This window comes from Streptomyces mirabilis, assembly GCF_018310535.1.
In the GTDB taxonomy this organism is placed as follows: Bacteria; Actinomycetota; Actinomycetes; order Streptomycetales; family Streptomycetaceae; genus Streptomyces.
Window position 1 is genome coordinate 294,249 of record NZ_CP074103.1, and the last position, 19,759, is coordinate 314,007.

The 19,759-nt window shown below is 69.9% G+C and carries 20 protein-coding genes; 15 read left to right on the top strand and 5 right to left on the bottom strand.

Annotation, left to right across the window (positions count from 1 at the left end; all coding sequences use genetic code 11):
* Positions 1-2: 2 nt before the first annotated feature.
* From SMIR_RS41990 to SMIR_RS42000, 3 genes are all read left to right on the top strand, one after another.
* Positions 3-473, top strand: coding sequence for a hypothetical protein (locus SMIR_RS41990; protein ID WP_212728730.1), 471 nt, complete (start codon positions 3-5; stop codon positions 471-473).
* A gap of 124 nt (positions 474-597) precedes the next feature.
* Positions 598-1,728 (top strand): PLP-dependent cysteine synthase family protein, encoded by a 1,131-nt coding sequence (locus SMIR_RS41995; RefSeq protein ID WP_212728731.1) that lies wholly within the window; start codon positions 598-600, stop codon positions 1,726-1,728.
* A complete protein-coding gene (locus SMIR_RS42000) occupies positions 1,725-2,984 on the top strand; it encodes an MDR family MFS transporter (protein WP_212728732.1) in 1,260 nt (419 codons plus the stop codon). Before SMIR_RS41995 ends, SMIR_RS42000 begins: the two co-directional genes overlap by 4 nt.
* Before the next feature lie 37 nt (positions 2,985-3,021).
* On the opposite strand, the gene SMIR_RS42005 is transcribed toward SMIR_RS42000, so the two are convergent.
* Positions 3,022-3,405, bottom strand: a complete 384-nt coding sequence (locus SMIR_RS42005; protein WP_212728733.1) for an ArsR/SmtB family transcription factor — start codon at positions 3,403-3,405, stop codon at positions 3,022-3,024.
* Positions 3,406-3,533: 128 nt separating this feature from the next.
* On the opposite strand from SMIR_RS42005, the gene SMIR_RS42010 reads away from it, so the two are divergent.
* Both SMIR_RS42010 and SMIR_RS42015 read left to right on the top strand, forming a co-directional pair.
* Entirely contained in the window at positions 3,534-5,522 is a 1,989-nt protein-coding gene (locus SMIR_RS42010) for a heavy metal translocating P-type ATPase (RefSeq protein WP_212728734.1), read from the top strand.
* Entirely contained in the window at positions 5,519-5,926 is a 408-nt protein-coding gene (locus tag SMIR_RS42015; protein ID WP_212728735.1) for a (2Fe-2S) ferredoxin domain-containing protein, read from the top strand. Before SMIR_RS42010 ends, SMIR_RS42015 begins: the two co-directional genes overlap by 4 nt.
* Positions 5,927-5,929: 3 nt before the next feature.
* Here the strand turns inward: SMIR_RS42015 and SMIR_RS42020 are convergent, their stop codons facing one another.
* Complete coding sequence (locus tag SMIR_RS42020) at positions 5,930-7,276, bottom strand: MFS transporter (RefSeq protein WP_212728736.1); 1,347 nt, start codon at positions 7,274-7,276, stop codon at positions 5,930-5,932.
* Between the two features lie 140 nt (positions 7,277-7,416).
* Here SMIR_RS42020 and SMIR_RS42025 point away from each other — a divergent pair, with 140 nt between their 5' ends.
* The gene (locus tag SMIR_RS42025; protein WP_212728737.1) at positions 7,417-7,776 is read left to right on the top strand and encodes an ArsR/SmtB family transcription factor; all 360 of its coding nucleotides are present in this window, start codon (positions 7,417-7,419) and stop codon (positions 7,774-7,776) included.
* A gap of 19 nt (positions 7,777-7,795) precedes the next feature.
* On the opposite strand, the gene SMIR_RS42030 is transcribed toward SMIR_RS42025, so the two are convergent.
* A complete protein-coding gene (locus tag SMIR_RS42030) occupies positions 7,796-7,936 on the bottom strand; it encodes a hypothetical protein (protein ID WP_212728738.1) in 141 nt (46 codons plus the stop codon).
* A gap of 50 nt (positions 7,937-7,986) precedes the next feature.
* Between SMIR_RS42030 and SMIR_RS42035 the strand changes: the two genes are divergently transcribed.
* Positions 7,987-8,304, top strand: a complete 318-nt coding sequence (locus SMIR_RS42035; RefSeq protein WP_212728739.1) for a M48 family metalloprotease — start codon at positions 7,987-7,989, stop codon at positions 8,302-8,304.
* A gap of 97 nt (positions 8,305-8,401) precedes the next feature.
* Here the strand turns inward: SMIR_RS42035 and SMIR_RS42040 are convergent, their stop codons facing one another.
* A complete protein-coding gene (locus SMIR_RS42040; protein ID WP_212728740.1) occupies positions 8,402-9,118 on the bottom strand; it encodes a DUF1775 domain-containing protein in 717 nt (238 codons plus the stop codon).
* 55 nt (positions 9,119-9,173) lie between these two features.
* Entirely contained in the window at positions 9,174-9,824 is a 651-nt protein-coding gene (locus SMIR_RS42045) for a hypothetical protein (protein WP_212728741.1), read from the bottom strand.
* Between the two features lie 207 nt (positions 9,825-10,031).
* On the opposite strand from SMIR_RS42045, the gene SMIR_RS42050 reads away from it, so the two are divergent.
* From SMIR_RS42050 to SMIR_RS42085, 8 genes are all read left to right on the top strand, one after another.
* On the top strand, positions 10,032-10,631 hold the full coding sequence (locus tag SMIR_RS42050) for a hypothetical protein (RefSeq protein ID WP_212728742.1): 600 nt from the start codon (positions 10,032-10,034) through the stop codon (positions 10,629-10,631).
* 80 nt (positions 10,632-10,711) lie between these two features.
* Complete coding sequence (locus SMIR_RS42055) at positions 10,712-10,981, top strand: hypothetical protein (protein ID WP_212728743.1); 270 nt, start codon at positions 10,712-10,714, stop codon at positions 10,979-10,981.
* A 465-nt stretch (positions 10,982-11,446) separates the two neighbouring features.
* Entirely contained in the window at positions 11,447-12,682 is a 1,236-nt protein-coding gene (locus SMIR_RS42060; protein WP_212728744.1) for a DUF418 domain-containing protein, read from the top strand.
* Between the two features lie 17 nt (positions 12,683-12,699).
* A complete protein-coding gene (locus SMIR_RS42065) occupies positions 12,700-13,320 on the top strand; it encodes a histidine phosphatase family protein (RefSeq protein ID WP_212728745.1) in 621 nt (206 codons plus the stop codon).
* Between the two features lie 767 nt (positions 13,321-14,087).
* Entirely contained in the window at positions 14,088-14,489 is a 402-nt protein-coding gene (locus SMIR_RS42070; RefSeq protein WP_212728746.1) for a hypothetical protein, read from the top strand.
* Complete coding sequence (locus SMIR_RS42075; protein ID WP_212728747.1) at positions 14,486-17,317, top strand: Pls/PosA family non-ribosomal peptide synthetase; 2,832 nt, start codon at positions 14,486-14,488, stop codon at positions 17,315-17,317. Before SMIR_RS42070 ends, SMIR_RS42075 begins: the two co-directional genes overlap by 4 nt.
* Positions 17,318-17,910: 593 nt before the next feature.
* Positions 17,911-18,063, top strand: coding sequence for a winged helix-turn-helix domain-containing protein (locus SMIR_RS44215; protein ID WP_249938708.1), 153 nt, complete (start codon positions 17,911-17,913; stop codon positions 18,061-18,063).
* 508 nt (positions 18,064-18,571) lie between these two features.
* Entirely contained in the window at positions 18,572-19,504 is a 933-nt protein-coding gene (locus tag SMIR_RS42085) for a helix-turn-helix domain-containing protein (protein ID WP_212728748.1), read from the top strand.
* Positions 19,505-19,759: the final 255 nt, after the last annotated feature.

A 19,759-nucleotide genomic window follows, 5' to 3' on the forward strand; every position in this document is an offset into this window, starting at 1 on the left:
AGGTGATCGGAGTGCGGGTCGGGGCGAGCGCCGCCGGGCGTCCGGGCCGGGTCGGCCTGCTGCTCGGCCTCGTCATGCTGATCGTCGCCCATCTCTCCGGTACCGGGCACGGCGCGTCTTTCACTGGACCGCATGTGAGTGCCGCCGTCGAGGTCTTTTCCCACCACGACCACCACGACCACCACGAGGATGCCGACGACGGAACACTCGCGCCGTCCCTCGGGCATGACCACCCCGGGCACGACCACCCCGGGCACGATCACAAGGGGGACGGACACGATCACGCGGCGGACCGGCCCCGCGCCGCCGTCGACGACACGGTCGCCGAAGCCGAGCAGGATGGGCTCTCGCCGATCCTGCCCGCGGCCCCGGGGTCTTCCGCCGGGCCCGCTGCCTGGCATCGCCCACCTGGCGTTGCCCGCTCCCGGGACGGCCCTTCCACCCTCGCGCTCCACTGCGTCTGGCGGCAGTAGGCGCGCCCGCATGCTCTGCCCCGACCGGGCCTGTCGCCCGGGGGCTGCGGCGTGCCCGCGCGTCCATCGAACCGCCTGCACCGCACCCCTGCCTCCGTGCGGGGTGCGAAGGAGCCGTACGCACATGAACTTCTCCCTGCTCCACCTTCCCCTCGAGGCGAATGCCCCTCTGCCCGTGATCGCCCGTCGTCCCGCTCAGCTCGTGGGCAACACCCCGGTCCTGTGGATTGACGAACCCTTCGCGCCGCTGGGCCGCGGCTTCTACGCCAAGCTGGAGGGGGCCAACCCCGGCGGCATCAAGGACCGCCCGGGTCTGCACATGGTCCGTGAGGCCCGGCGCCGCGGAGAACTCACACCCGGCGCGCCGATCGTCGAGTCCTCCAGCGGTACCCTCGGGCTGGGCCTCGCCCTGGCCGGACTGACGTATGGCCATCCGGTCACCGTCGTCTCCGACCCCGGCATGGAACCGTCCATGGTCCGGCTGCTCACCGCCCTCGGCGCGCACGTCGAACACGTCGCCGCCCCGCACCCCGAGGGCGGCTGGCAGCAGTCCCGGCGCGAGCGCGTCGCCGAGCTGCTGGCCGGCATCCCGGACGCCTACTGCCCGGACCAGTACCACAACCCCGACAACGTGGCGGCCTACCGGCCCCTGGCCACGGAACTCATCGCCCAGCTCGGACGCGTCGACGTCCTGGTGGCCGCGGTCGGCACAGGAGGACACTCCGCCGGCACCGCCTCGGTCCTCCGTGAGTCCTTCCCCGGCCTGACCCTGATCGGCGTCGACGCGATCAGCTCGGCGATCTTCGGGCAGCCCGCCGGCCCCAGGCTGATGCGCGGCCTGGGCTCCAGCATCCATCCCGCCAACGTCGACTACGGGGCCTTCGCCGAGGTTCACTGGGTGGCCCCGGCCGAAGCGGTCTGGGCCTGCCGTCAGCTGGCCCGCCGCCACTACGCGTCCGGCGGCTGGAGCGTCGGTGCCGTCGCCCTCGTCGCCGGATGGGTCGCCCGTACGTTCTCCGACGGGACCCGGGTCGCCGCAATCTTCCCTGACGGCCCGCACCGCTACCTGGAGACCGTCTACAACGACGCCTGGTGCGACGAACACGGACTCCTCGGCCAGGAGCCGCCGCTGGAGCCGGACGAGATCGCCGAGCCCGACGAGTGCGTGGTGACCGGCTGGACGCGGTGCAACAAGGTCCGCGATCCGCTGGGCCGCACTCCCGCCGCCGACCGTTCAGAGGCAGGTGTCCGATGAGGGGCGGGGGCCTGCGGGTCCAGGTGGCCTCCTTCGACCGCCCGGCGCAGTTGTTGATGGTCAACCAGTTCGCCATCAACCTCGGCTTCTACATGCTCATGCCCTACCTCGCCGACCACCTCGCCCATGGCCTCGGCCTCGCGGCCTGGGCGGTCGGCCTGGTCCTCGGTATCCGCAACCTCTCCCAGCAGGGCATGTTCCTCATCGGGGGCACCCTCGCCGACCGCTACGGCTGCAAGCCGATGATCCTGACCGGCTGCGCCCTGCGCACGGTCGCCTTCGGGCTGCTCGCGTTCGCGGACACGCTGCCCGCGCTGATCGCGGCATCGGCTCTGACCGGCCTGGCGGGCGCGCTGTTCAACCCGGCCGTACGCGCCTACCTCGCCGCCGACGCGGGAGAGGAACGTCGCGTCGAAGCCTTCGCCGCGTTCAACGTCTTCTATCAGGCGGGCGTCCTCATCGGCCCGCTCGCCGGCCTCGCGCTGCTGACCTGGGACTTCAGCGCCGTGTGCGCCGTCTCGGCGCTCATCTTCGGAGCTCTGGCCGTGCTTCAGGCCCGTGCCCTGCCCACGCGCGCGCCGGCCGATCGGGGCGCCGAGCCCGCCTGGCGCGCGGTGGCCTCCGACTGGCGCGCCATCGCCGCCAACCGTCCCTTCCTCCTCTTCGCCGCCGCGATGAGCGGCTCGTACGTCCTGGCGTTCCAGGTCTATCTCGCCCTGCCGCTCCGGGCCCGCGAACTCTTCGGTGACCGGACCGGCTTGGTGACGGGCGCGGTCTTCGCCGTCTCGGCGCTGGCCGCCCTGTCGGGGCAGCTGAAGCTGACCGCGTGGGCGAAGCGGAACCTGTCCGGGCCGCGGGCCATCGTGTACGGGTTGGTGGTGATGGGGGTCGCCTTCCTGCCGCTGCTGCCCGGGCCTTATGACGGAGCGGCGGGCCTTGCGGCGGGAGTGCTCACCCTCGTCCTGTGTGCGGCGCTGCTGGCCTGGGGCGGGTCGCTGCTCTACCCGTTCGAGATGGACACCGTGGTCCGGCTGTCCGGGGACCGGCTCGTCGCGACCTACTACGGCGCGTACAGCACCGCGTCCGGCATCGCGATCTCGTTGGGGAACCTGGCGGTCGGAGCGCTCTTCGACACCGGGGTGCGCTGGCTGCCGTGGGCGGCTCTCGCCGCCACGGGGCTGGGCTGCGCGGGACTCGTGACGCGCTTGCACCGTACGGGACATCTCGCGCCGCGTCCGGTCGCGGTGCCGGGGTGATGCGAGCGAGGCGTACGCCCTGTATCCGGCTCGCCGGCTACAGGGCGGCTTCGGCCGTGGCGGCGGCCGGGGCGTCACGCAGGCCGAGACGCAGGTGCTCGACGTGGAAGAGGGCCTGTTCGAGCAGTTCGGCCACGTGGTTGTCGTACAGCGCGTAGATGACCGAGCGGCCCCGGCGCTCGCCGGTGACCAGGCCGAGGTTGCGCAGCAGGCGCAGCTGGTGGGAGCAGGCCGACTGCTCCATGCCGACGGCATCGGCGAGCTCGGTCGCCGCGCACGGGCCTTCCTGGAGCCTGGCCAGGATGCGCAGCCGGGAGGGGGTCGCGAGGGCCTGGAGCGTGGCTGCCACATCGGTGGCGCCCACGGTTTCCAGGCGCTCGCGCGCAGTGGCGGTGATCTTGGCGTCAGCTCCATGGCCCATGGCCTCATCCTACGGACATGAAGAAATGAATGGCTCTTCATGTGTTCCTGTATGGTCGGAGGGCAATGGCGGGCACCCTCGTGTGCCTGTACGCCCTCATGCGTCCCTCGTGAAAGACCACACCTCTCATGACCTCCACCCTCACTTCGCCATCGGTCGACCGCGGCCCGGCCCTGCCCGAAGACGGTGCGCCCCGGCGGCGTACCCGGGTCTTCACGCTGCCCGAGGTGCGCTGGGCCGCGGCTGCCACCGTCCTCTTCCTGCTCGCGCTTCCCTTGCAGTTGGCCGGCGCCCCGGCGTGGGTTTGGGGGTCGCTGTACGCGCTGTCGTACGCCACCGGCGGATGGGAACCCGGCTGGGAGGGCCTGAAGGCGCTCAAGGACAAGACCCTCGACGTCGACCTGCTGATGATCGTCGCCGCGCTCGGGGCGGCCTCGATCGGCCAGGTGATGGACGGGGCGCTGCTGATCGTCATCTTCGCGACCTCGGGCGCGCTGGAGGCGCTGGCCACGGCCCGCACCGCCGATTCGGTACGCGGTCTGCTCGACCTGGCACCCGCCACCGCCACCCGCCTCGACGCCGAAGGCGGAGAAGTGAGCGTGCCCGTCGAGAAGCTGGCGGTCGGCGACACGATCCTCGTACGCCCCGGCGAGCGCGTCGGGGCCGACGGCCGGGTATTGGACGGCGCGAGCGACGTGGACCAGGCGACCATCACCGGTGAGCCGCTGCCCGTGACGAAGGAGCCGGGGGACGAGGTGTTCGCGGGCACCCTCAACGGCACCGGAGCCCTGCGCGTCCGCGTCGAGCGCGACGCCTCCGACTCGGTCATCGCCCGGATCGTGCGCATGGTGGAGGAGGCGTCCGAGACCAAGGCGCCCACCCAGCTGTTCATCGAGAAGGTCGAACAGCGCTACTCGCTCGGAATGGTGGCGGCGACCCTCGCCGTGTTCCTCGTCCCGCTCGCCCTCGGTGCGGCGCTGACCGGCTCCTTGCTGCGGGCCATGACCTTCATGATCGTGGCCTCGCCGTGCGCGGTGGTGCTGGCCACCATGCCGCCGCTGCTGTCCGCGATCGCCAACGCCGGGCGGCACGGTGTGCTGGTCAAGTCCGCCGTGGTGATGGAGCGCCTCGGGCAGGTCGACGCGGTCGCGCTCGACAAGACGGGGACGCTGACCGAGGGCACTCCGCGGGTCACCGACATCCGGCCGCTGTCTGGATCCGGTCGGGAGAGCGAGTTGTTGGCGCTCGCGGCGGCGGCCGAGCACCCCAGCGAGCACCCGCTGGCCCGAGCCATCGTGGACGCCGCTCGTGAGCGCGACTTGGTGCTGACCGTGGCGGAGAACTTCGACTCCACTCCGGGCGTGGGAGTGACGGCTACCGTGGACGGGCGCGTGATCGCGGTCGGGGCCCCTGCCCGACTGCTCCAAGGAGAGCCCGATGCGACCGCCGCACGCGCGCTGGTCCTGGCGGGCGAGCTGGAAGACGGCGGGCGTACCGCGGTCCTCGTCGAGGCGGACGGCGTCCCGGTCGGAGTCCTGGGGATCGCCGACCGCCTGCGCCCGGATGCCGCCGCCACCGTCGCTTCCCTCACCGCACTCACCGGCACCGCACCCGTGCTGCTGACCGGCGACAACCGTCGGGCCGCAGCACGCCTGGCCGCCGAGGTCGGAATCGACGACGCACGGGCCGGTCTCCTCCCGCAGCACAAGGTGAGCGCCATCAAGGAACTGGAAGGCGCGGGCCGCAAGGTCCTGATCGTCGGGGACGGCGTCAACGACGCCCCCGCCCTGGCCGCCGCCCACACCGGCGTCGCGATGGGCAGGGCGGGCTCCGACCTCGCCCTGGAGACCGCCGACGCGGTGATCGTCCGCGACGAACTCGCCACTGTCCCCGCCGTGATCGCCCTCTCCCGCCGCGCGCGGAAGCTGGTCGTCCAGAACCTCGTGATCGCCGGAGTGTTCATCACCGGCCTCGTCATCTGGGACCTGGCCGGCACCCTGCCCCTGCCGCTCGGCGTTCTGGGCCACGAGGGCTCCACGGTGATCGTCGGCCTGAACGGCCTGCGTCTGCTGCGTGACGCCGCCTGGAAGCGGGCCGCGTCGGAGGGCACCCGATGAGCCGCCGCCGCACAAGCGGTGCCGCGCCCTCGGCCGGTGCGCCGCAGTGCATGGTCACCGTCTGCCGGGGCTGCTGCTGCGGTACCCCGAAGGTCCCCGGCCTCGATCACGCTGCCCAGCTGTCGTCGCTGAAGACGGAGTTGGACGGGGTCGCGCGCGTCCGGGCCGTGAACTGCCTGGATGCCTGCGAACAGGCCAACGTCATCGTCGTCCAGCCCTCACCGGCCGGACGCGCCGCAGGCGGGGCACCCGTCTGGCTCGGCCTGGTTAACGACCCCGACGCGATGGCCGACATCGCCGCCTGGATACGTGCCGGAGGACCGGGTCTCGCCGACCCGCCCGACATCCTCGACCTGTACGCGTTCGGCCCGTCCCGGCGCGTACGTCGAACCCTCGAAGCCTGACCTCTACTGGTGGGCGTGCAGGCTGTCGGGCAGATAGTCGTGGCTGTGCCGCCAACCGGCCGGAACCCGATGAGCGTCGACGATGTGCGGATGCCCTTCGCCGAGATCGCCGTGCTCGTGTACGTGCTCGACGGTCGTCGGGGCGTGTGACGGCCACAGTCGCACCGCGAGCAGGGCGGCGAACAGGGCGATCATGCCCAGTGCGAGCACGGCCGACTGGAGTCCGGCTGCCGCGCCGAGCCAGCCGGCGAGCGGGTACGTCAGCAGCCAGCAACTGTGGGAGAGGGAGAACTGCGCGGCGAACGCGGACGTACGCTCCTCGGGCGGCGCCGCGCGGCGGATCAGCCGCCCGGTCGGCGTGAGCACCATCGAGCAGGCGGCGCCGAAGGCGGCCCAGGTGGCGAGCAGCGCGCCCCACCGCCAACCGCCGCTCCCGGCAGTCGTGATGGCGCCGAGCCCGGCGAAGACCACGGTGAGCAGCAGCGCCCCGCTCAGCATCACCACACGGTCCGAGACCCGGTCGAGCAGCCGAGGCAGCAGCAGCGCGACGAGCATCGAGCCCGCGCCGTACGCGCCGAGTGCGAGGGAGACGTCGGTGGCACTGCGGTCGAGGTGGTCGCGGACGTAGACCACGCTGTTGACCGTGACCATCGCGCTTGCGGCGGCCACCGCGAGGTTGAGGGCGAGCAGGGCGCGCAGTTGCGGCGTGGCGAAGAAGATGCGGGTGCCCGCAGTGGCTTTGGCGTACACGCTGCCACTTCGTGGCGTGGTGGTGGCGACCGGCTTGGGCAGTACGGCGGAGACCACCAGGGCGGCCGAGGCGAGGAAGCCGACCACCGTCCCCAAGAACAGCCAGTTGTACGTGATCAGCGAGAGCAGTGCGGCGGCCAGGGCCGGGCTGAACAGGCTCTCCAGGTCATAGGCGAGGCGGGACAGCGACAGCGCCTGGGTGTAGTCGCGCTCGGCGGGCAGCACATCGGGGATGACGGCCTGGAACGTCGGTGTGAACGCGGCCGACGCCGCCTGGAGCAGGAAGATCAGGACGTAGACCTGCCAGACCTGGTCCACGAACGGGAGCATCAGCGCCACCCCGGCCCGGGTGAGGTCGGCGCCGACCATGAGTGCGCGGCGGGGCAGCCGGTCGGCGATCGCGCCGATGGCCGGGGCGATCGCCACGTAGGCCACCATCTTGATCGCCAGCGCGGTGCCGAGGACCGATCCGGCATCGGCGCCCGCGATGTCGTACGCCAGCAAGCCGAGGGCCACTGTGGCCAGGCCCGTGCCGACCAGGGCGATGACCTGGGCGGTGAAGAGGTGGCGGTAGGCGCGGTTGCGCAGTACGGAGAGCACGTGGCGGTCCCTTGGCCGGTCGAGGATGAGGCGCGGAGGCTCTCCACTGTACCTACATGTGCGCACCTGCGCACCTATTGACTCGGGAATTGACCCGCCGACCGCATCGATCGCTCCGTTCGGCCTCTACGCTGTGTGTCATGCCTGTTCGCGAACCCCTGCCACCTGCGTCCGATACGCATCTGCGTGCCCCGGACAGCGAGCGCCTCGCGGCGGCGACCGGCGTGTTCTCGATGCTGTCCGACGCGACCCGACTGCACCTGCTGTGGCTGCTCGCCCAAGAGGAGTCGGATGTCGGCTCGCTGGCCGAGAACTGCGAGGCGTCGCGGACAGCGGTCAGTCAGCATCTGGCGAAGCTGCGGCTCGCGGGGCTGGTGGAGACACGCCGTGAAGGGCGGCACGTTTACTACAGCCTGAGCGACGGACACCTGCGCCGGCTCGTCATGGAGGCCCTCAGTCACGCGGATCACCGCGTGAGCGGCAAGGCTCCGCACGACTGAGGGAGAACCGCCAGGAGGTTCAGGCCGCCGAGGGGGAGGTGCCGTACGCGCCGGCTTCCTCGATCGTTCCGCCAAGCTTGTCGCGGGCCGCCTCCATGGCTGAGCGCGGGCTCGCCGAGAGTACCCAGCGGTTGCCGACCAGGTAGACGCCGCTGTACATCTGCGAGACCTTGAGCCAGTCGCGTTGGCCCGTGGCGGTACGCCGGTCAGGTGCGCCGTCTCGCCGAGATGGCCGCCGACGACCAGGCGGCGCTCAAGCACGGGCGGCGCACCGTGGCTTCGGCCCTGCTGGAGATGTGCAGCGCGCCCGGATCCACCGCCGTCGCACCGGGGATGCCCGCCATGACCGGCCGCGACGCCGCCGAACGCATCCGCCGACTGATCGCGTCGCCCCCCGCGCAGCCCGACAGGCTCACACGGGCCCTCACCCTGACCGCGACAGCCTTCGTGCTGACGCTGCCCCTGGTGATCGCCGTGGCCCCGGCCGTCCTGCTCGCCAACACCGCGCACCTGCCGGGAGCCGGGTGACATACCCGGCAACTGAGCAGCAGGTCCGGTGAAGGCGAAGGCCCCTTCACTCCGCGACGCGCCCTGACGGCGGCCGCGGAGTGAAGGGGCCGATCCACTACCGCTGTGCGCCCGACCGGCGTCGTACGGCGTAGCCCACCGCCAGCAGCGCGACCAGGACCGCCGCGCCGATACCCACCCAGGCACCTGCCGACAACCCGCCGTCATCGTCCTTCTTCGCCTCGGCGGCGGGTGAGGCAGAAGCCTCCTCGGCCGCCGGAGAAGCGGACGCCGACGGGGCCTCGGACGCGGTCTCGCTCGGGGACGGGCCGGCCGCCTTCGAGCCACCCGCGGCGGCCTTCAGCTTGAGCACCGGCGCCGGTTCCTCGCTGCCGTCGCCGAGCTCGATCCAGCGGTCGGTGTGACCGTCGCTGTAGGTCTGCAGCGTCTTGAACGCCAGTTCCTCGGCGTCCGGCAACTGCTTCGCAACGACCGAGTACTTTGCGTTCTCCCCGGTCTTCACGGCCGGGCCCTTGACCGTGTAGCCGTCGTCGTTCGCCGTGAACTTCCAGCCCTTGGGGCCTTCGCCGTACGTCACGTCGGCGGGCGCGATGCCCTCGGGCAGGACCACACGCAGCTCGGTGATCCCGGCCGAGTTGGACTCCGACTCGGCATCGAAGGAGAGCTCTACGTTCTCGGCGAGAGCCTGGGCCTTCTCCGACTCGACCTCCACGTGGGCGGCGGCGGGGCCGGCCGTGAGGAGAAGCGCGGTGACGGCCGTGGTGGTGGCGATGGTCAGGCGCCGTGCGGTGCCGTGGGTCTTGATGGGGGACATGCGTGTCTCCAGGCGTGGTGGAACGCGGAGTGGCGCGATCGCCACCCCGGCGGGGTCAGATGGTGAGAGCCAGCTCCACCCACGGAGGACCCCGCCGTACCACCACGTCCGCGAGCACCGCCTCCTTGGGCGGTGGTCGCTCCATCCACTCCCGGGCGAACGTCGGCAATTCGCTGTCCGCCGACGTCGGACGGTCGCTCATCAGCGCCCAGGCCGTGGCGATGCGCGCCCGCACCATGTCGACGGCGGCCGTCAGACCGCGGGCCAGCGACCAGCACACCGCGTCCGCGCGGTGCAACAGCACGGCGACGAGAACCGCCGCGACGGCGTGGACGGCGGTCATCGCCATCGAACCGTGTAGACGCTCGTGCCACGCGCCATGGGCATCCACCCCGTGATGAGCGCCCGAGGGCATGGCCACGGCCACCGCACGGTGTGTGTGCGCGGTCGCCAGCCACAGGTGCAGCCCGGCCTGGCCGGCGGCGCTCGCCGCCACCACCGCGGTCAGCGTGCGCGGACGCCGCGTGCCGGCGAGACCCACGCAGAAGAGCACCGCGGCCGCACCGACGCTCTGCCGCCACGGTGTTGGTACCCCGGCGATCAGATGGTGCGCGCTCACCCCCAGCACCGTCCCCACGGCGGCGAACACCGCGGCCCGGAGCACGGGCAGGGGCGCACGGAGCGGCGTGGCACGGAGCTTGGTCATGACCTGCCCATCATCAGGCATCGCCCAGCCGGCCTGGAGGCGGGTTCCGTAAAGAGACGGCTCGCCCGTAATTCCGCATTGGTTCACGGCGGTGTGTACCCAGGGAGGGGACGCAAAGCTGCACGACCGCGCCAGAGGCCACTCTGGCAAGGGTGAAATCACCGCATTCGTAACGGGATTCTTCAGCGATGCGTCATGATGGCGGACATGTCGGCCATCCTCGTACTCGACCGCACCGCGGGCGGCACCGCGGCCCGCGCGGTCGGTCACGCCCTGGCCGGCGTCGCCCTGGCGGCCGGACTGCATCACGCGACGACGGACTCCACCGTCTCCTGGCCCGCCCTGCTCCTCGCGGCGGCGGTGCTGTCCGTATGCGCCTACCCGGTCCTGCGGGCCGGTGCATCTCGCACGAGCACCCTCGCCCTGGCCGCCGTGCAAGCCCTGCTGCCCGCCTGGCTGGAGCTGACGGGCGACGACATTCCCGCCGCGGCACTGGACGGCCATCTGAGGCTGCCATCCGCCTGGCACCACAACCCACTGGCCATGGCCACGTTGAACTTCCTCGCGGCCCTCGCCCTCATCGTCTTCTTTCGCAGCGTTGCCGACCTGCCCGCACGCTTGTCGTACGCCGTCGCTGCCACCGCCAACCGTTGGTGGGACCGTCTGCCGTACGTCATCGGCCTGGTCCTGCGCCTGACGGGCACCCCCCTGCCGCAACCGCCGCGTCCGCATCTCCCCGCCATGGCGCTCCCGCAGCCACGCGCTCTCACGCTCCTGCTGTACCGCATACAGCCCTGCGCGCCGTAGTTCCACGGCACTCCGCCGAACCACGTCATCTCGCACGCCCGTGATTGCGGCGTGCCTTCATCGACACCGGAGTGTCCATCGTGTCCGCACACCTGATTGCCATGTGCCGGGCGGCCCAGGGCTTCCCCGCATCCACCGTCGGCAGCGTCCTGCGAGCCGACCGGAGCCACGAAGCCGATCGCCACGTCCAGCCCGGAAAGGGCGGCGGAGTCATCGACTTCTTGACCACCACCCAAATGATCCTCGTACTCCTCATCGGGCTGATCGCGATGACCTTGCTGGTGTTCCAGCTGTGGGCGGGACGGCGTGACAAGGCGGCGCGGGAGGAGAAACGCGAAGGGGCGGGATAGCCGGAGTCTGTCCGGCTGACGGTGTTTCTCGGGCCTCTACGAGCGGGTGGTCGGCGCGGCGTACGGCGACGGTGCGGGGGTGTACCGCCCGGTCGACCCACCATTGCCCGGTCCCGGTGGCCAGGGCGTGCGCGGCGGGGCCGGGCGCTGCGGCCTGGAACCACCGGAGAGGGCGGGAACTGGGGACCATCTCGCCTGTACGCACATAGGGGGACAACGAAGTCAGCCTCGCCGGGTATCTGCGGCTCACCGACGAGCCGGGATCGAACAACCGACGCAGGGTGGAATACCCCGTCGAGCGCTCGACCTCGCGATTGCGATCACGGGCTAGTACCACGTTGACGGGAAGCGTGCGCTCAGCCTGTGGCTCCGGCCAGGGGGCGGGGATGAGCCGGCCAGGTGGCGGGGGCGTTCCGGACACATGAGGGATGGTCGTCCCTGTACGTATCGGCGACTGTGGGGCGTATGACGCCGGGAGCAGGAGTGGTCGTTCGGTCTGAGGAGGCGCCCGTGCCGGGAACACGCTTCTCCTCTTATCTGACGTCCTCCACGGGGCGGCTGATCGGCCTTGACGTGGCTCGCGGTCTGGCGGTGTTCGGTATGTATGCCGCCCATGTGGGTCCCGAGCCGACGGTAGGCGGTGCTCAGGGCTGGCTGATGGAAGTGGCTCGCGGCCGCCCCGCCACCCTGTTTGCTCTGCTCGCCGGATTTTCCCTCGTCATCCTCACTGGGAGGCCGGAACCGAAGACCGGCCGCGAGGGGCGGCAGGCCATGGGCCGTGTGCTCATTCGCTCAGCGGTTCTGATCGGCCTGGGGTTCGCTCTGACAACCCTCGACACCCCGGTCGATGTGATCCTCGCTGCCTACGGGATGCTTTTCGTCCTGGCACTCCCGCTGAACCGGCTTCCGGCGGGCACCCTGGCGGTCATCGCCGCGGCGACCGCCCTGGTGATGCCACCGGTTCTGTACCTCTTGCAGGTCGCGACAGAGGACGGGAGCTGGTCGGACACCGTGATCGCCCTTGATCCGCTTGCGCGGATCACAGGCTCCGACGGGTTCGTCGAGCTGTTCGTGACCGGTGAGTACCCCGTGCTGACCTGGTTCCCCTTCATCATGGCGGGCATGGTCGTGGCCAGGCTCGACCTCACCCGGCCCCGGGTTCTCGGCAAAGTCGCCGTCACGGGGGGCGCGCTGGCCGTGCTCGGCTACGGCGGCTCCTGGCTGGCCCTGCGCCTGGTCCCGGGCGCCCAGTCCGCCGTGGCGGCGGCGACGGACGGTGGTTCGGCCGCGTCCGCCTGGTGGTCCGACACCGTGGGCGATCCCACCGCCTTCACTCCGTACTGGCTGCTGGTGGCCGCGCCGCACAGCCAGACGACCTGGTCCATCGTCGGCAACACCGGCGTCGCCCTCGCCGTCCTGGCCCTCTGCTTCATCGCCACGTCCCGGGCCGCGCTCGTTCGCCGACCGACCAGCCCCATCGCGGCGGTCGGCTCCATCGCCCTGACCGCCTACGTCGGCCACATCGTGGCGATCTGGGCCCTGGGTATCGACCACCTTCCCGACTCTGCCGCTCTGCCGGTGCTCTTGGGCTTCATCGCGGTGACCACGCTGCTTGCACTGGCCTGGACGTATGGATTCCGGCGCGGACCGCTCGAGTACCTGATGCACGCCGCCACAACACCGGCTCGCCTGATCACCTGACCGAGGAGGACGATTCCATGACGGTTCGTCTGACGCTGTGCGCGACCACCGCAGACCACAGTAGGGAAACCGTGTTCGGCGACGGCTCCCCGAACGAGTACAGCCTGCGCGACGTGGATATCGTCGCGGCGGCACTGCGCCCGAACACGGTGATCCTCCACGCACCCTCGACCCGCTGTGCGCAGACCGCTGCCGCCCTCGGACGGGAATCAGTCCCCGAGCTCGCGCTGCGTGACATCGACTACGGCACATGGCACGGCCGCACCGTCGGCGACGTCGCCGTCGCCGACCCGTACGGCCTCAGCGCATGGCTCACGGACCCCGACGCCGCGCCGCACGGAGGCGAGTCCGTACGGCAGCTCTGCCTACGGACGCAGCGCTGGCTGCACAGCCTGACGCCCGGCAGCGCTCGGATACTGGTCATCGCCGAACCCGCTGCGGTCCGTGCCCTGCTCGTCAACGCGATGTCCGTACCGGCGACCGCCTTCTGGCACCTCTTCTTGCACACCTCCACCCCGGTACCCCTCGCGTGGCACGACGGCGGCTGGAACGTCGAGCCCAGGAGCGCCGCAGTCATCAGGAGCAGAGAGCCTGCCGAGCGGTCCACATGCCAGGCCCCGCGTTGGCGGAGGTATTGAGCGCGGCCCGAGTACCTGGCGGCACCGAGCCAGGGACCATGGTGAGTGAGGGAGGCGGTTCGAGGCAGCGGTTGAGCGGGCCCGAACCCCGCAGGAGCCGCCCTTATGCGTGGTGGCCTGTGGTGGCTCCGCACCTCATATGGCGCAACGGAAGAGGCGGGCGGGTCTACCGCGCTCTAGCGTTGAACTCGTGTATGAGAACCGGTACGCACGGTTGCGAGCGCTGATCATGGCGATGCTCGCACTGTTCTTCTGTGCCGTTGCCGGTTCGCCCCTGCACGTTCATGAGGCGCTTCACCAGGAACTGTCGGTTGAGCACCACACGCACCACACGGTGGCTGGTTCGCCGATGCACGTTCATCACGTGCCCCACCCCGCGGTAGCTGTTGAGCACAGCGTTGAGCCGCACGGTGAGCATGAGCCGCATGAGCCGCATGAGCCCCATCAGCCGGGCGACCACTTTGTGGCCGAGTCGAGTTCCCCTCCCTGGACGGGTGCACCACCGCTGATCTCCGTCGATTTGGCGACGACAGCCGTAGACGTCCCCGCCCCGCTGCAGCCGGTCGGTTGTGTTCGCGATCCGCGACCTCCACCGGGTAGCGCAGCTCTCCAGACTCGTCTGTGCCTCTGGCGCATTTAGAAGACCGCCTTCGGACTCCCAAGGGGGTCCCTCACCCCTGCCTGCCCGCCTGCCTCCACGTCGGAGCCGCGAGCCCGGGTGAGTCGCTGTCACACGGCGTTCTTCCCGCACCAGAAAGCAGATCATCATGCACCAGTCTTCCCTTGGCATGCCCCCGCGCGGCGTCGGCCGCTCTCTCACAGCGGCGGAAGGCGACACACCGGCCGTCCGGATCTCCGCCCCACTCACACCGGCCGGCCGGGACTCGTGGGCCAGGCTCGAAGCCTTCCGCCCCAGCGGTCCCAAGGACCGCTCCGCCCTCCCCACGTTCGCCATGGTCCGCGCGCGGGGCGATCTGCTCCTCGGCGTCGCCATCATCGAGTCCAGCAACTCCCGGTCCCCCGACCAGTGCTCCAGCCCCGGCAACGCCGACACTGCACCGGCCCACGAACTCTTCGGGCGGCAGGGCACTGCCATGCCCGTACCCGGGCACCGGACGCCGGCCGCACGGGTCAGTTCCGACCTCCAGGTCCTCGGGGGGCGGTCGTGAGCCCCCACAGCGGCGAGAGCGTCGCCGCCACGACAACGACGACCGAGGACGCGACGGGCACGGGTACGGGAGTAGCCCGTACCGAGTACCGGCTGGCCGAGGTGCTGGCAGCCGTTCTGCGGTTGGAGCGGGTATCGGTCGACAGCCACTTCTTCGACGATCTGGGTGCCGACTCGCTGGTGATGGCGCAGTTCTGCGCCCGCGTGCGCAAGCAGGACGACCTGCCCACGGTGTCGATGAAAGACATCTACCGGTACCCGACGATCCAGGGTCTGGCGACTGCGATTCCAGTCAGCGCACCTTCGCCCGACGCGGCCGGCGCGGCCGAGGTAGGGACGGCGATCGGCGCGTCACACGCCATGGACGTGCGGCTGGCCGAGGTGCTGGCAGCCGTTCTGCGGGTGGAGCGGGTGTCGGTCGACAGCCACTTCTTCGACGATCTGGGTGCCGACTCGCTGGTGATGGCGCAGTTCTGCGCCCGCGTGCGCAAGCAGGACGACCTGCCCACGGTGTCGATGAAAGACATCTACTGGTACCCGACGATCAAGACTCTGGCGGCCGCGTTCGCGGTCACCGAGCCGTCCCCGGCCCAAACCCAGGCACCGTCTGGAACTCCGTTGCCCAGCAGGGCTCAGCCCGTCGAGGCATCGCCCGGTGACGCGGAGGAGCCGCCGCTCGGCACTGTGCCGTACGTGCTGTGCGGGGCGGCGCAGCTCTTCTTCTTCCTCGTCTTCTCGTCCGTCGGTGGCCTGGTCGCCATCGAAGGCTACGAGTGGGTCATGGAGGACTCCAGGACCGTCGATCTCTACCTGCGCGCGGTGTCGTTCAGCGCGGCGGTCTTCTGCGGACTGTGTGCCCTTCCAGTCGTCGCCAAGTGGCTACTTGTCGGTCGCTTCACCCGGCGCAGAGTGCGGGTGTGGAGCCTCGCCTACCTGCGCTTCTGGTGCGTGAAAGCGCTCATTCGCACCAGCCCGGCGCGGCTGCTCGCCGGTTCACCGCTCTACGGGCTCTATCTGAGAGCCCTCGGCGCACACATCGGGAAGGGCGTCATCATCCTCTCCCGGACCGTTCCGGTCTGCACCGACCTGCTCTCCATCGGTGACGGCACGCTCGTCCGCAAGGACGTCCACCTGTCCTGCTACCGAGCGCACAACGGCTGGATCGAGACGGGCTCCGTCACCCTCGGCGCACAGGTGATCGTCAGCGAGCACACCGTGCTCGACATCGACACAGCGATGGGAGACGGCGCCCGGCTCGGCCACGCCTCGTCCTTGCAGCCAGGCCAGAGCATCCCGGTCGGCGAGTCCTGGCACGGCTCGCCCGCCGAGGCGACGACGACCGACTACGGCACTGTCCCGTCCGCTCCGTGCGGCACTCTGCGCCAGGCCACCTACAGCTTGGGGCAGCTTGCGGCCATGCTGCTGGTGTATCTGCCGATGTCGGTGGCCGGCGTGAGCATCGTGCTGTCCGTAGTACCGCAGCTGAACGCAGTGCTGAGCCCAGAGTCATCGGCCCTCACGGACCCGATGTTCGTCCTCGCCGCCCTGCTGGCTTCCCTGGTGGCCTTCATCGGTGCCGTGCTGGCAGGTCTGCTCCTGGTGAGCACCCTGCCCCGCCTGCTCAGCCTGGCGATCAAGCCGGACAGAATCTATCCGCTGTACGGCTTCCACTACAGCGTCCAGCGAGCGATCCTGCGGCTGACCAACATCAGATTCTTCACCACGCTGTTCGGGGACAGCTCCGCGATCGTGCACTACCTGCGCTGCCTGGGCTACGACCTCCGCAACGTCCAGCAGACCGGGTCGAACTTCGGCACGATGGTCAAGCACGACACCCCGTACCTGAGCAAGGTCGGCAGCGGAACGATGGTGGCCGACGGCCTGTCGATCATCAACGCCGAGTTCTCCAGCACGTCCTTCCGGTTGTCCAGGACCTCGATCGGGGCGGACAACTTCCTCGGAAACAACGTCGCCTACCCCCCGGGCGGCCGCACGGGCGCCAACTGCCTGCTCGCGACCAAGGTGATGGTCCCCATCGACGGGCCCGTACGTGAAGGCGTGGGACTGCTGGGCTCGCCCAGCTTCGAGATCCCGCGCACCGTCATGCGCGACACCCAATTCGACGACCTGGCCACCGGCGACCAACTGCGACGACGCCTGGCGGCCAAGAACCGGCACAACGCGCTCACCGCGAGCCTTCACCTGCTGATGCGATGGTTCCACTTCGTCGTACTCGCCCTCATCGCCATGGCCGCCGTCGCCCTCTACGACGCCCGCGGCGCGCTGGTGCTGCCGCTGGCGAGCCTGGTCAGCATGGCGTTCACCATCCTCTTCTTCACCCTGGTCGAACGGGCCGTCGCCGGCTTCCGCCCTCTGAAGCCCCTGTACTGCTCGATCTACGACCCCGACTTCTGGTCACATGAACGTTTCTGGAAACTGACATCGCACCGCTACATGGAGGCGTTCAACGGCACCCCGTTCAAGCCCATGGTCTGGCGGTTGCTCGGCGCGAAGGTCGGACGCCGGGTCTTCGACGACGGCTGCTTGCTGATCGAACGCACCCTGGTGTCCATCGGAGACGACTGCACCCTCAACGTCGCGAGCGTCATCCAGTCGCATTCCCAGGAAGACGGCGCCTTCAAGTCCGACCACGCCACGCTCGGCCGGGGCGTGACACTCGGCGTCGGAGCGTTCGTCCACTACGGAACGGTCGTGGGCGATCAAGCGCAACTTGACGCCGACACCTTCCTGATGAAGGGCGAAGAGGTTCCGTCCCGGGCGCGATGGGGCGGCAACCCGGCCGTGGAGACTGGGCTCACCAATGAGTGAGTGCAGCCCGAACGGGTTTGCTTCGGGCCCCGTCACTGGGGTGCGCCGCAAGCCCTGAGCCCGAAGTGGGCTTGCTGACTGCGCATTCCAAGGGTGCGTGTGATGTGCGCTCTGAAGGGTGGTCAGCGGCAGATGGCCGCCTCCCTGACCGGTCCGGTTGTCCGGCTGGGAGGGAGGCGGCCTTTCTCGGCACTCATGTGTCGGCGATGTGCGGCGTCCTCAGTCGGTCAACTCACTGACCGCTGCGAAGATCCCCGAGCCGGTGCCACCCGCTCCATTGGGATCGTGAACGCGGGCCGTGTCGGCGCCAGTGGCCTTCGCCGGAATCGTCCGTCTGCTGTGTGGTTCGGGCACTCGTGTTCTGCCTCTTCTTGCCCGAAACGAACGCCCGCCTTCGCGGCCGGCAGCGGATCGACGGACCTGGACCTCGGTTGCGTCCAGCCTCAGTTCGACCTCGCCTCTGTGCCCAAGCCGCGGATCACCTTCACCAGCACCGAGCGCGGCATCGGCCCGCTCGACGCCCATCTCATGGACATAAGGCGCACCTGCGCCGAGCGCCGGCCGCTCTGGCGCCCACGTAATTCGACCTGTTGGTGCGTCTCCCCGAAGAGCCGGGAGCAGCCAGACTGCTCCGGCAACGCATCCTGGACACCGTCTGGGAGGCGAACTGTTTCGGCCCCACCAGGACCCTGGCCGTCCACATCGCCGCCCTGCGCAGCAAACTCGGCGCCCCTCGCGGGTCGTGAACATTCGCGGCATCGGCGTCCGCCTCGTCCAGCAGATTCCCCCGACGGCGCGGATCGGTGACCCGCCGCCTGTCCCGGTTCCCCAGCGCTGCGGGGCAGGGCCCGCGGTGCTGGGCATGGTCTTCGAGGACAAGATCGAACACGACCCGACGGCAGATCTTCTGGACCACGATGCGCGGGGGTTCCGTCGGCACCCTGCGCTGTGCCGTCCGCGTCGTGTACCCGCTGACAGCGCTCAGCCCAACTCGCCGACGGTCGCCTCATCGATCCGCCCAACAACAGCCTCGTGCCACCCGACCTGCGCGAGCGGCTGCGAAAGGGCGCCACGTTTAGGATCGACATCATGTCCGGTGGTCCTTTCGGGTGAATAGACGAACTCCCGCACCCCGTTTTGCCGGCTCGGACCATAGGAATGCTTATTCCAGCCGGTAGGGGGAGGAAGGCGGATGTCTCAGGCAATGCCTGCAGGGATGTCCCAGTTGGATTTCGTATCAGGGATGGGAATGGAATGGCCAGTTGGCGGCCGCTGCCTGAATCTCTCGAGCCCCTGACCCGAAATCTGGTGGAGCGGCTGCGGTGTTTGAAGGATGAGACCGGGATGAGCCTGGCCGAGCTCGCCAGGCGCACGGCGCACAGCAAATCGGCCTGGCACCGCTATCTCAACGGCAGCATGTTCCCGCCGCGTTCTGCCGTGGAGGCGCTTGCGCGGCTTGTGCAAGCCGATGAGCCCGGGTTGATTGACCTGTGGACACGTGCGCAGTGCGTACGCGCTCAGCCCGAGGGCCCGTCCCTCCTGCCGTCACCGACTCTGGGCGAACCATCTGCGGTCCAAACTCTGCCGCGGCCCCGTGTCTTTGTCGCAGCTTTGGGCATGTTCGTGCTGTGCGCGGCGGCCGTGGCGGGGGTGATCACTGGTGAGGTTCCCTTGCGTAACACGAGCCACAGCCCGGGGGAGACGGCAGCCGCGCCCCCGCGGCCGTCGGACGGCTCCGCCCGCCCCGCCTGCAAAGGCGAAACCTGCGAAGGGCGGTACTCCGCTCCCTCCGGGTGTGACCGTGACGCCCGTACGGAAAGCACTGCCTCGATGCCTGGGTATTCAGTGCATCTGCGCTTCAGCCCTTCCTGCGGCACCGTCTGGGCAGAAGTGCATTCCCGTGCCGGCGACGTGCGTGGGATTTCCATCAAGGTGGAGCCGAAGGACGAGTTCTCCGCGCCTCCCAGTGACCGGTTCCCCACCAGCAGCCCCATGCTCGCCACGATGAGTCCGCAGGCCGCCGAGGCGTGCGGCATCGTCGCGGAGCATCTCGTCTGCACGAGCCCCGGGGGACGGGAAATCAGCTTCGTCGCGTGCCAGTCGCACACCGACGGGCTGCGGTCGAACGACCATCAGTGTGAGGTGGCATGCTCCGCCGCTTGGCTGACCTCGGTTGCGAACACCTAGCGCGGCCGGGGCCCCCTACCAGCGCCGAATCGAGTACTGACCCGCTCAGCTTCCGCGACCTGATGTGGCTGACGTTCCTTGAGGTCGGGCGGGTAGCCCTTTGCACGGAGCCAGGTATAGAGAGCGAGGGCGACGATATCGCCGTGGGCGACGTCGTTGATCGGCGTTGTAGCGGCGGACGCGTCGCTGGAGCTGGTCGGGGACGGCGTAGTTCATCTCTCCGCGCTTGGTGTGCCGGTTGTTGATGACGCACAG

Excerpts from the sequence above, each read along its gene's own strand:
- SMIR_RS42015 (WP_212728735.1), top strand. The coding sequence starts at position 5,519 with ATGAGCCGCCGCCGCACAAGCGGTGCCGCGCCCTCGGCCGGTGCGCCG.
- SMIR_RS42005 (WP_212728733.1), bottom strand. The coding sequence starts at position 3,405 with ATGGGCCATGGAGCTGACGCCAAGATCACCGCCACTGCGCGCGAGCGC.
- SMIR_RS41995 (WP_212728731.1), top strand. The coding sequence starts at position 598 with ATGAACTTCTCCCTGCTCCACCTTCCCCTCGAGGCGAATGCCCCTCTG.
- SMIR_RS42040 (WP_212728740.1), bottom strand. The coding sequence starts at position 9,118 with ATGTCCCCCATCAAGACCCACGGCACCGCACGGCGCCTGACCATCGCC.
- SMIR_RS42025 (WP_212728737.1), top strand. The coding sequence starts at position 7,417 with ATGCCTGTTCGCGAACCCCTGCCACCTGCGTCCGATACGCATCTGCGT.
- SMIR_RS42045 (WP_212728741.1), bottom strand. The coding sequence starts at position 9,824 with ATGACCAAGCTCCGTGCCACGCCGCTCCGTGCGCCCCTGCCCGTGCTC.
- SMIR_RS42060 (WP_212728744.1), top strand. The coding sequence starts at position 11,447 with ATGACGCCGGGAGCAGGAGTGGTCGTTCGGTCTGAGGAGGCGCCCGTG.
- SMIR_RS42065 (WP_212728745.1), top strand. The coding sequence starts at position 12,700 with ATGACGGTTCGTCTGACGCTGTGCGCGACCACCGCAGACCACAGTAGG.
- SMIR_RS42000 (WP_212728732.1), top strand. The coding sequence starts at position 1,725 with ATGAGGGGCGGGGGCCTGCGGGTCCAGGTGGCCTCCTTCGACCGCCCG.
- SMIR_RS42030 (WP_212728738.1), bottom strand. The coding sequence starts at position 7,936 with ATGTACAGCGGCGTCTACCTGGTCGGCAACCGCTGGGTACTCTCGGCG.
- SMIR_RS42010 (WP_212728734.1), top strand. The coding sequence starts at position 3,534 with ATGACCTCCACCCTCACTTCGCCATCGGTCGACCGCGGCCCGGCCCTG.
- SMIR_RS42050 (WP_212728742.1), top strand. The coding sequence starts at position 10,032 with ATGTCGGCCATCCTCGTACTCGACCGCACCGCGGGCGGCACCGCGGCC.
- SMIR_RS42085 (WP_212728748.1), top strand. The coding sequence starts at position 18,572 with ATGGCCAGTTGGCGGCCGCTGCCTGAATCTCTCGAGCCCCTGACCCGA.
- SMIR_RS42070 (WP_212728746.1), top strand. The coding sequence starts at position 14,088 with ATGCACCAGTCTTCCCTTGGCATGCCCCCGCGCGGCGTCGGCCGCTCT.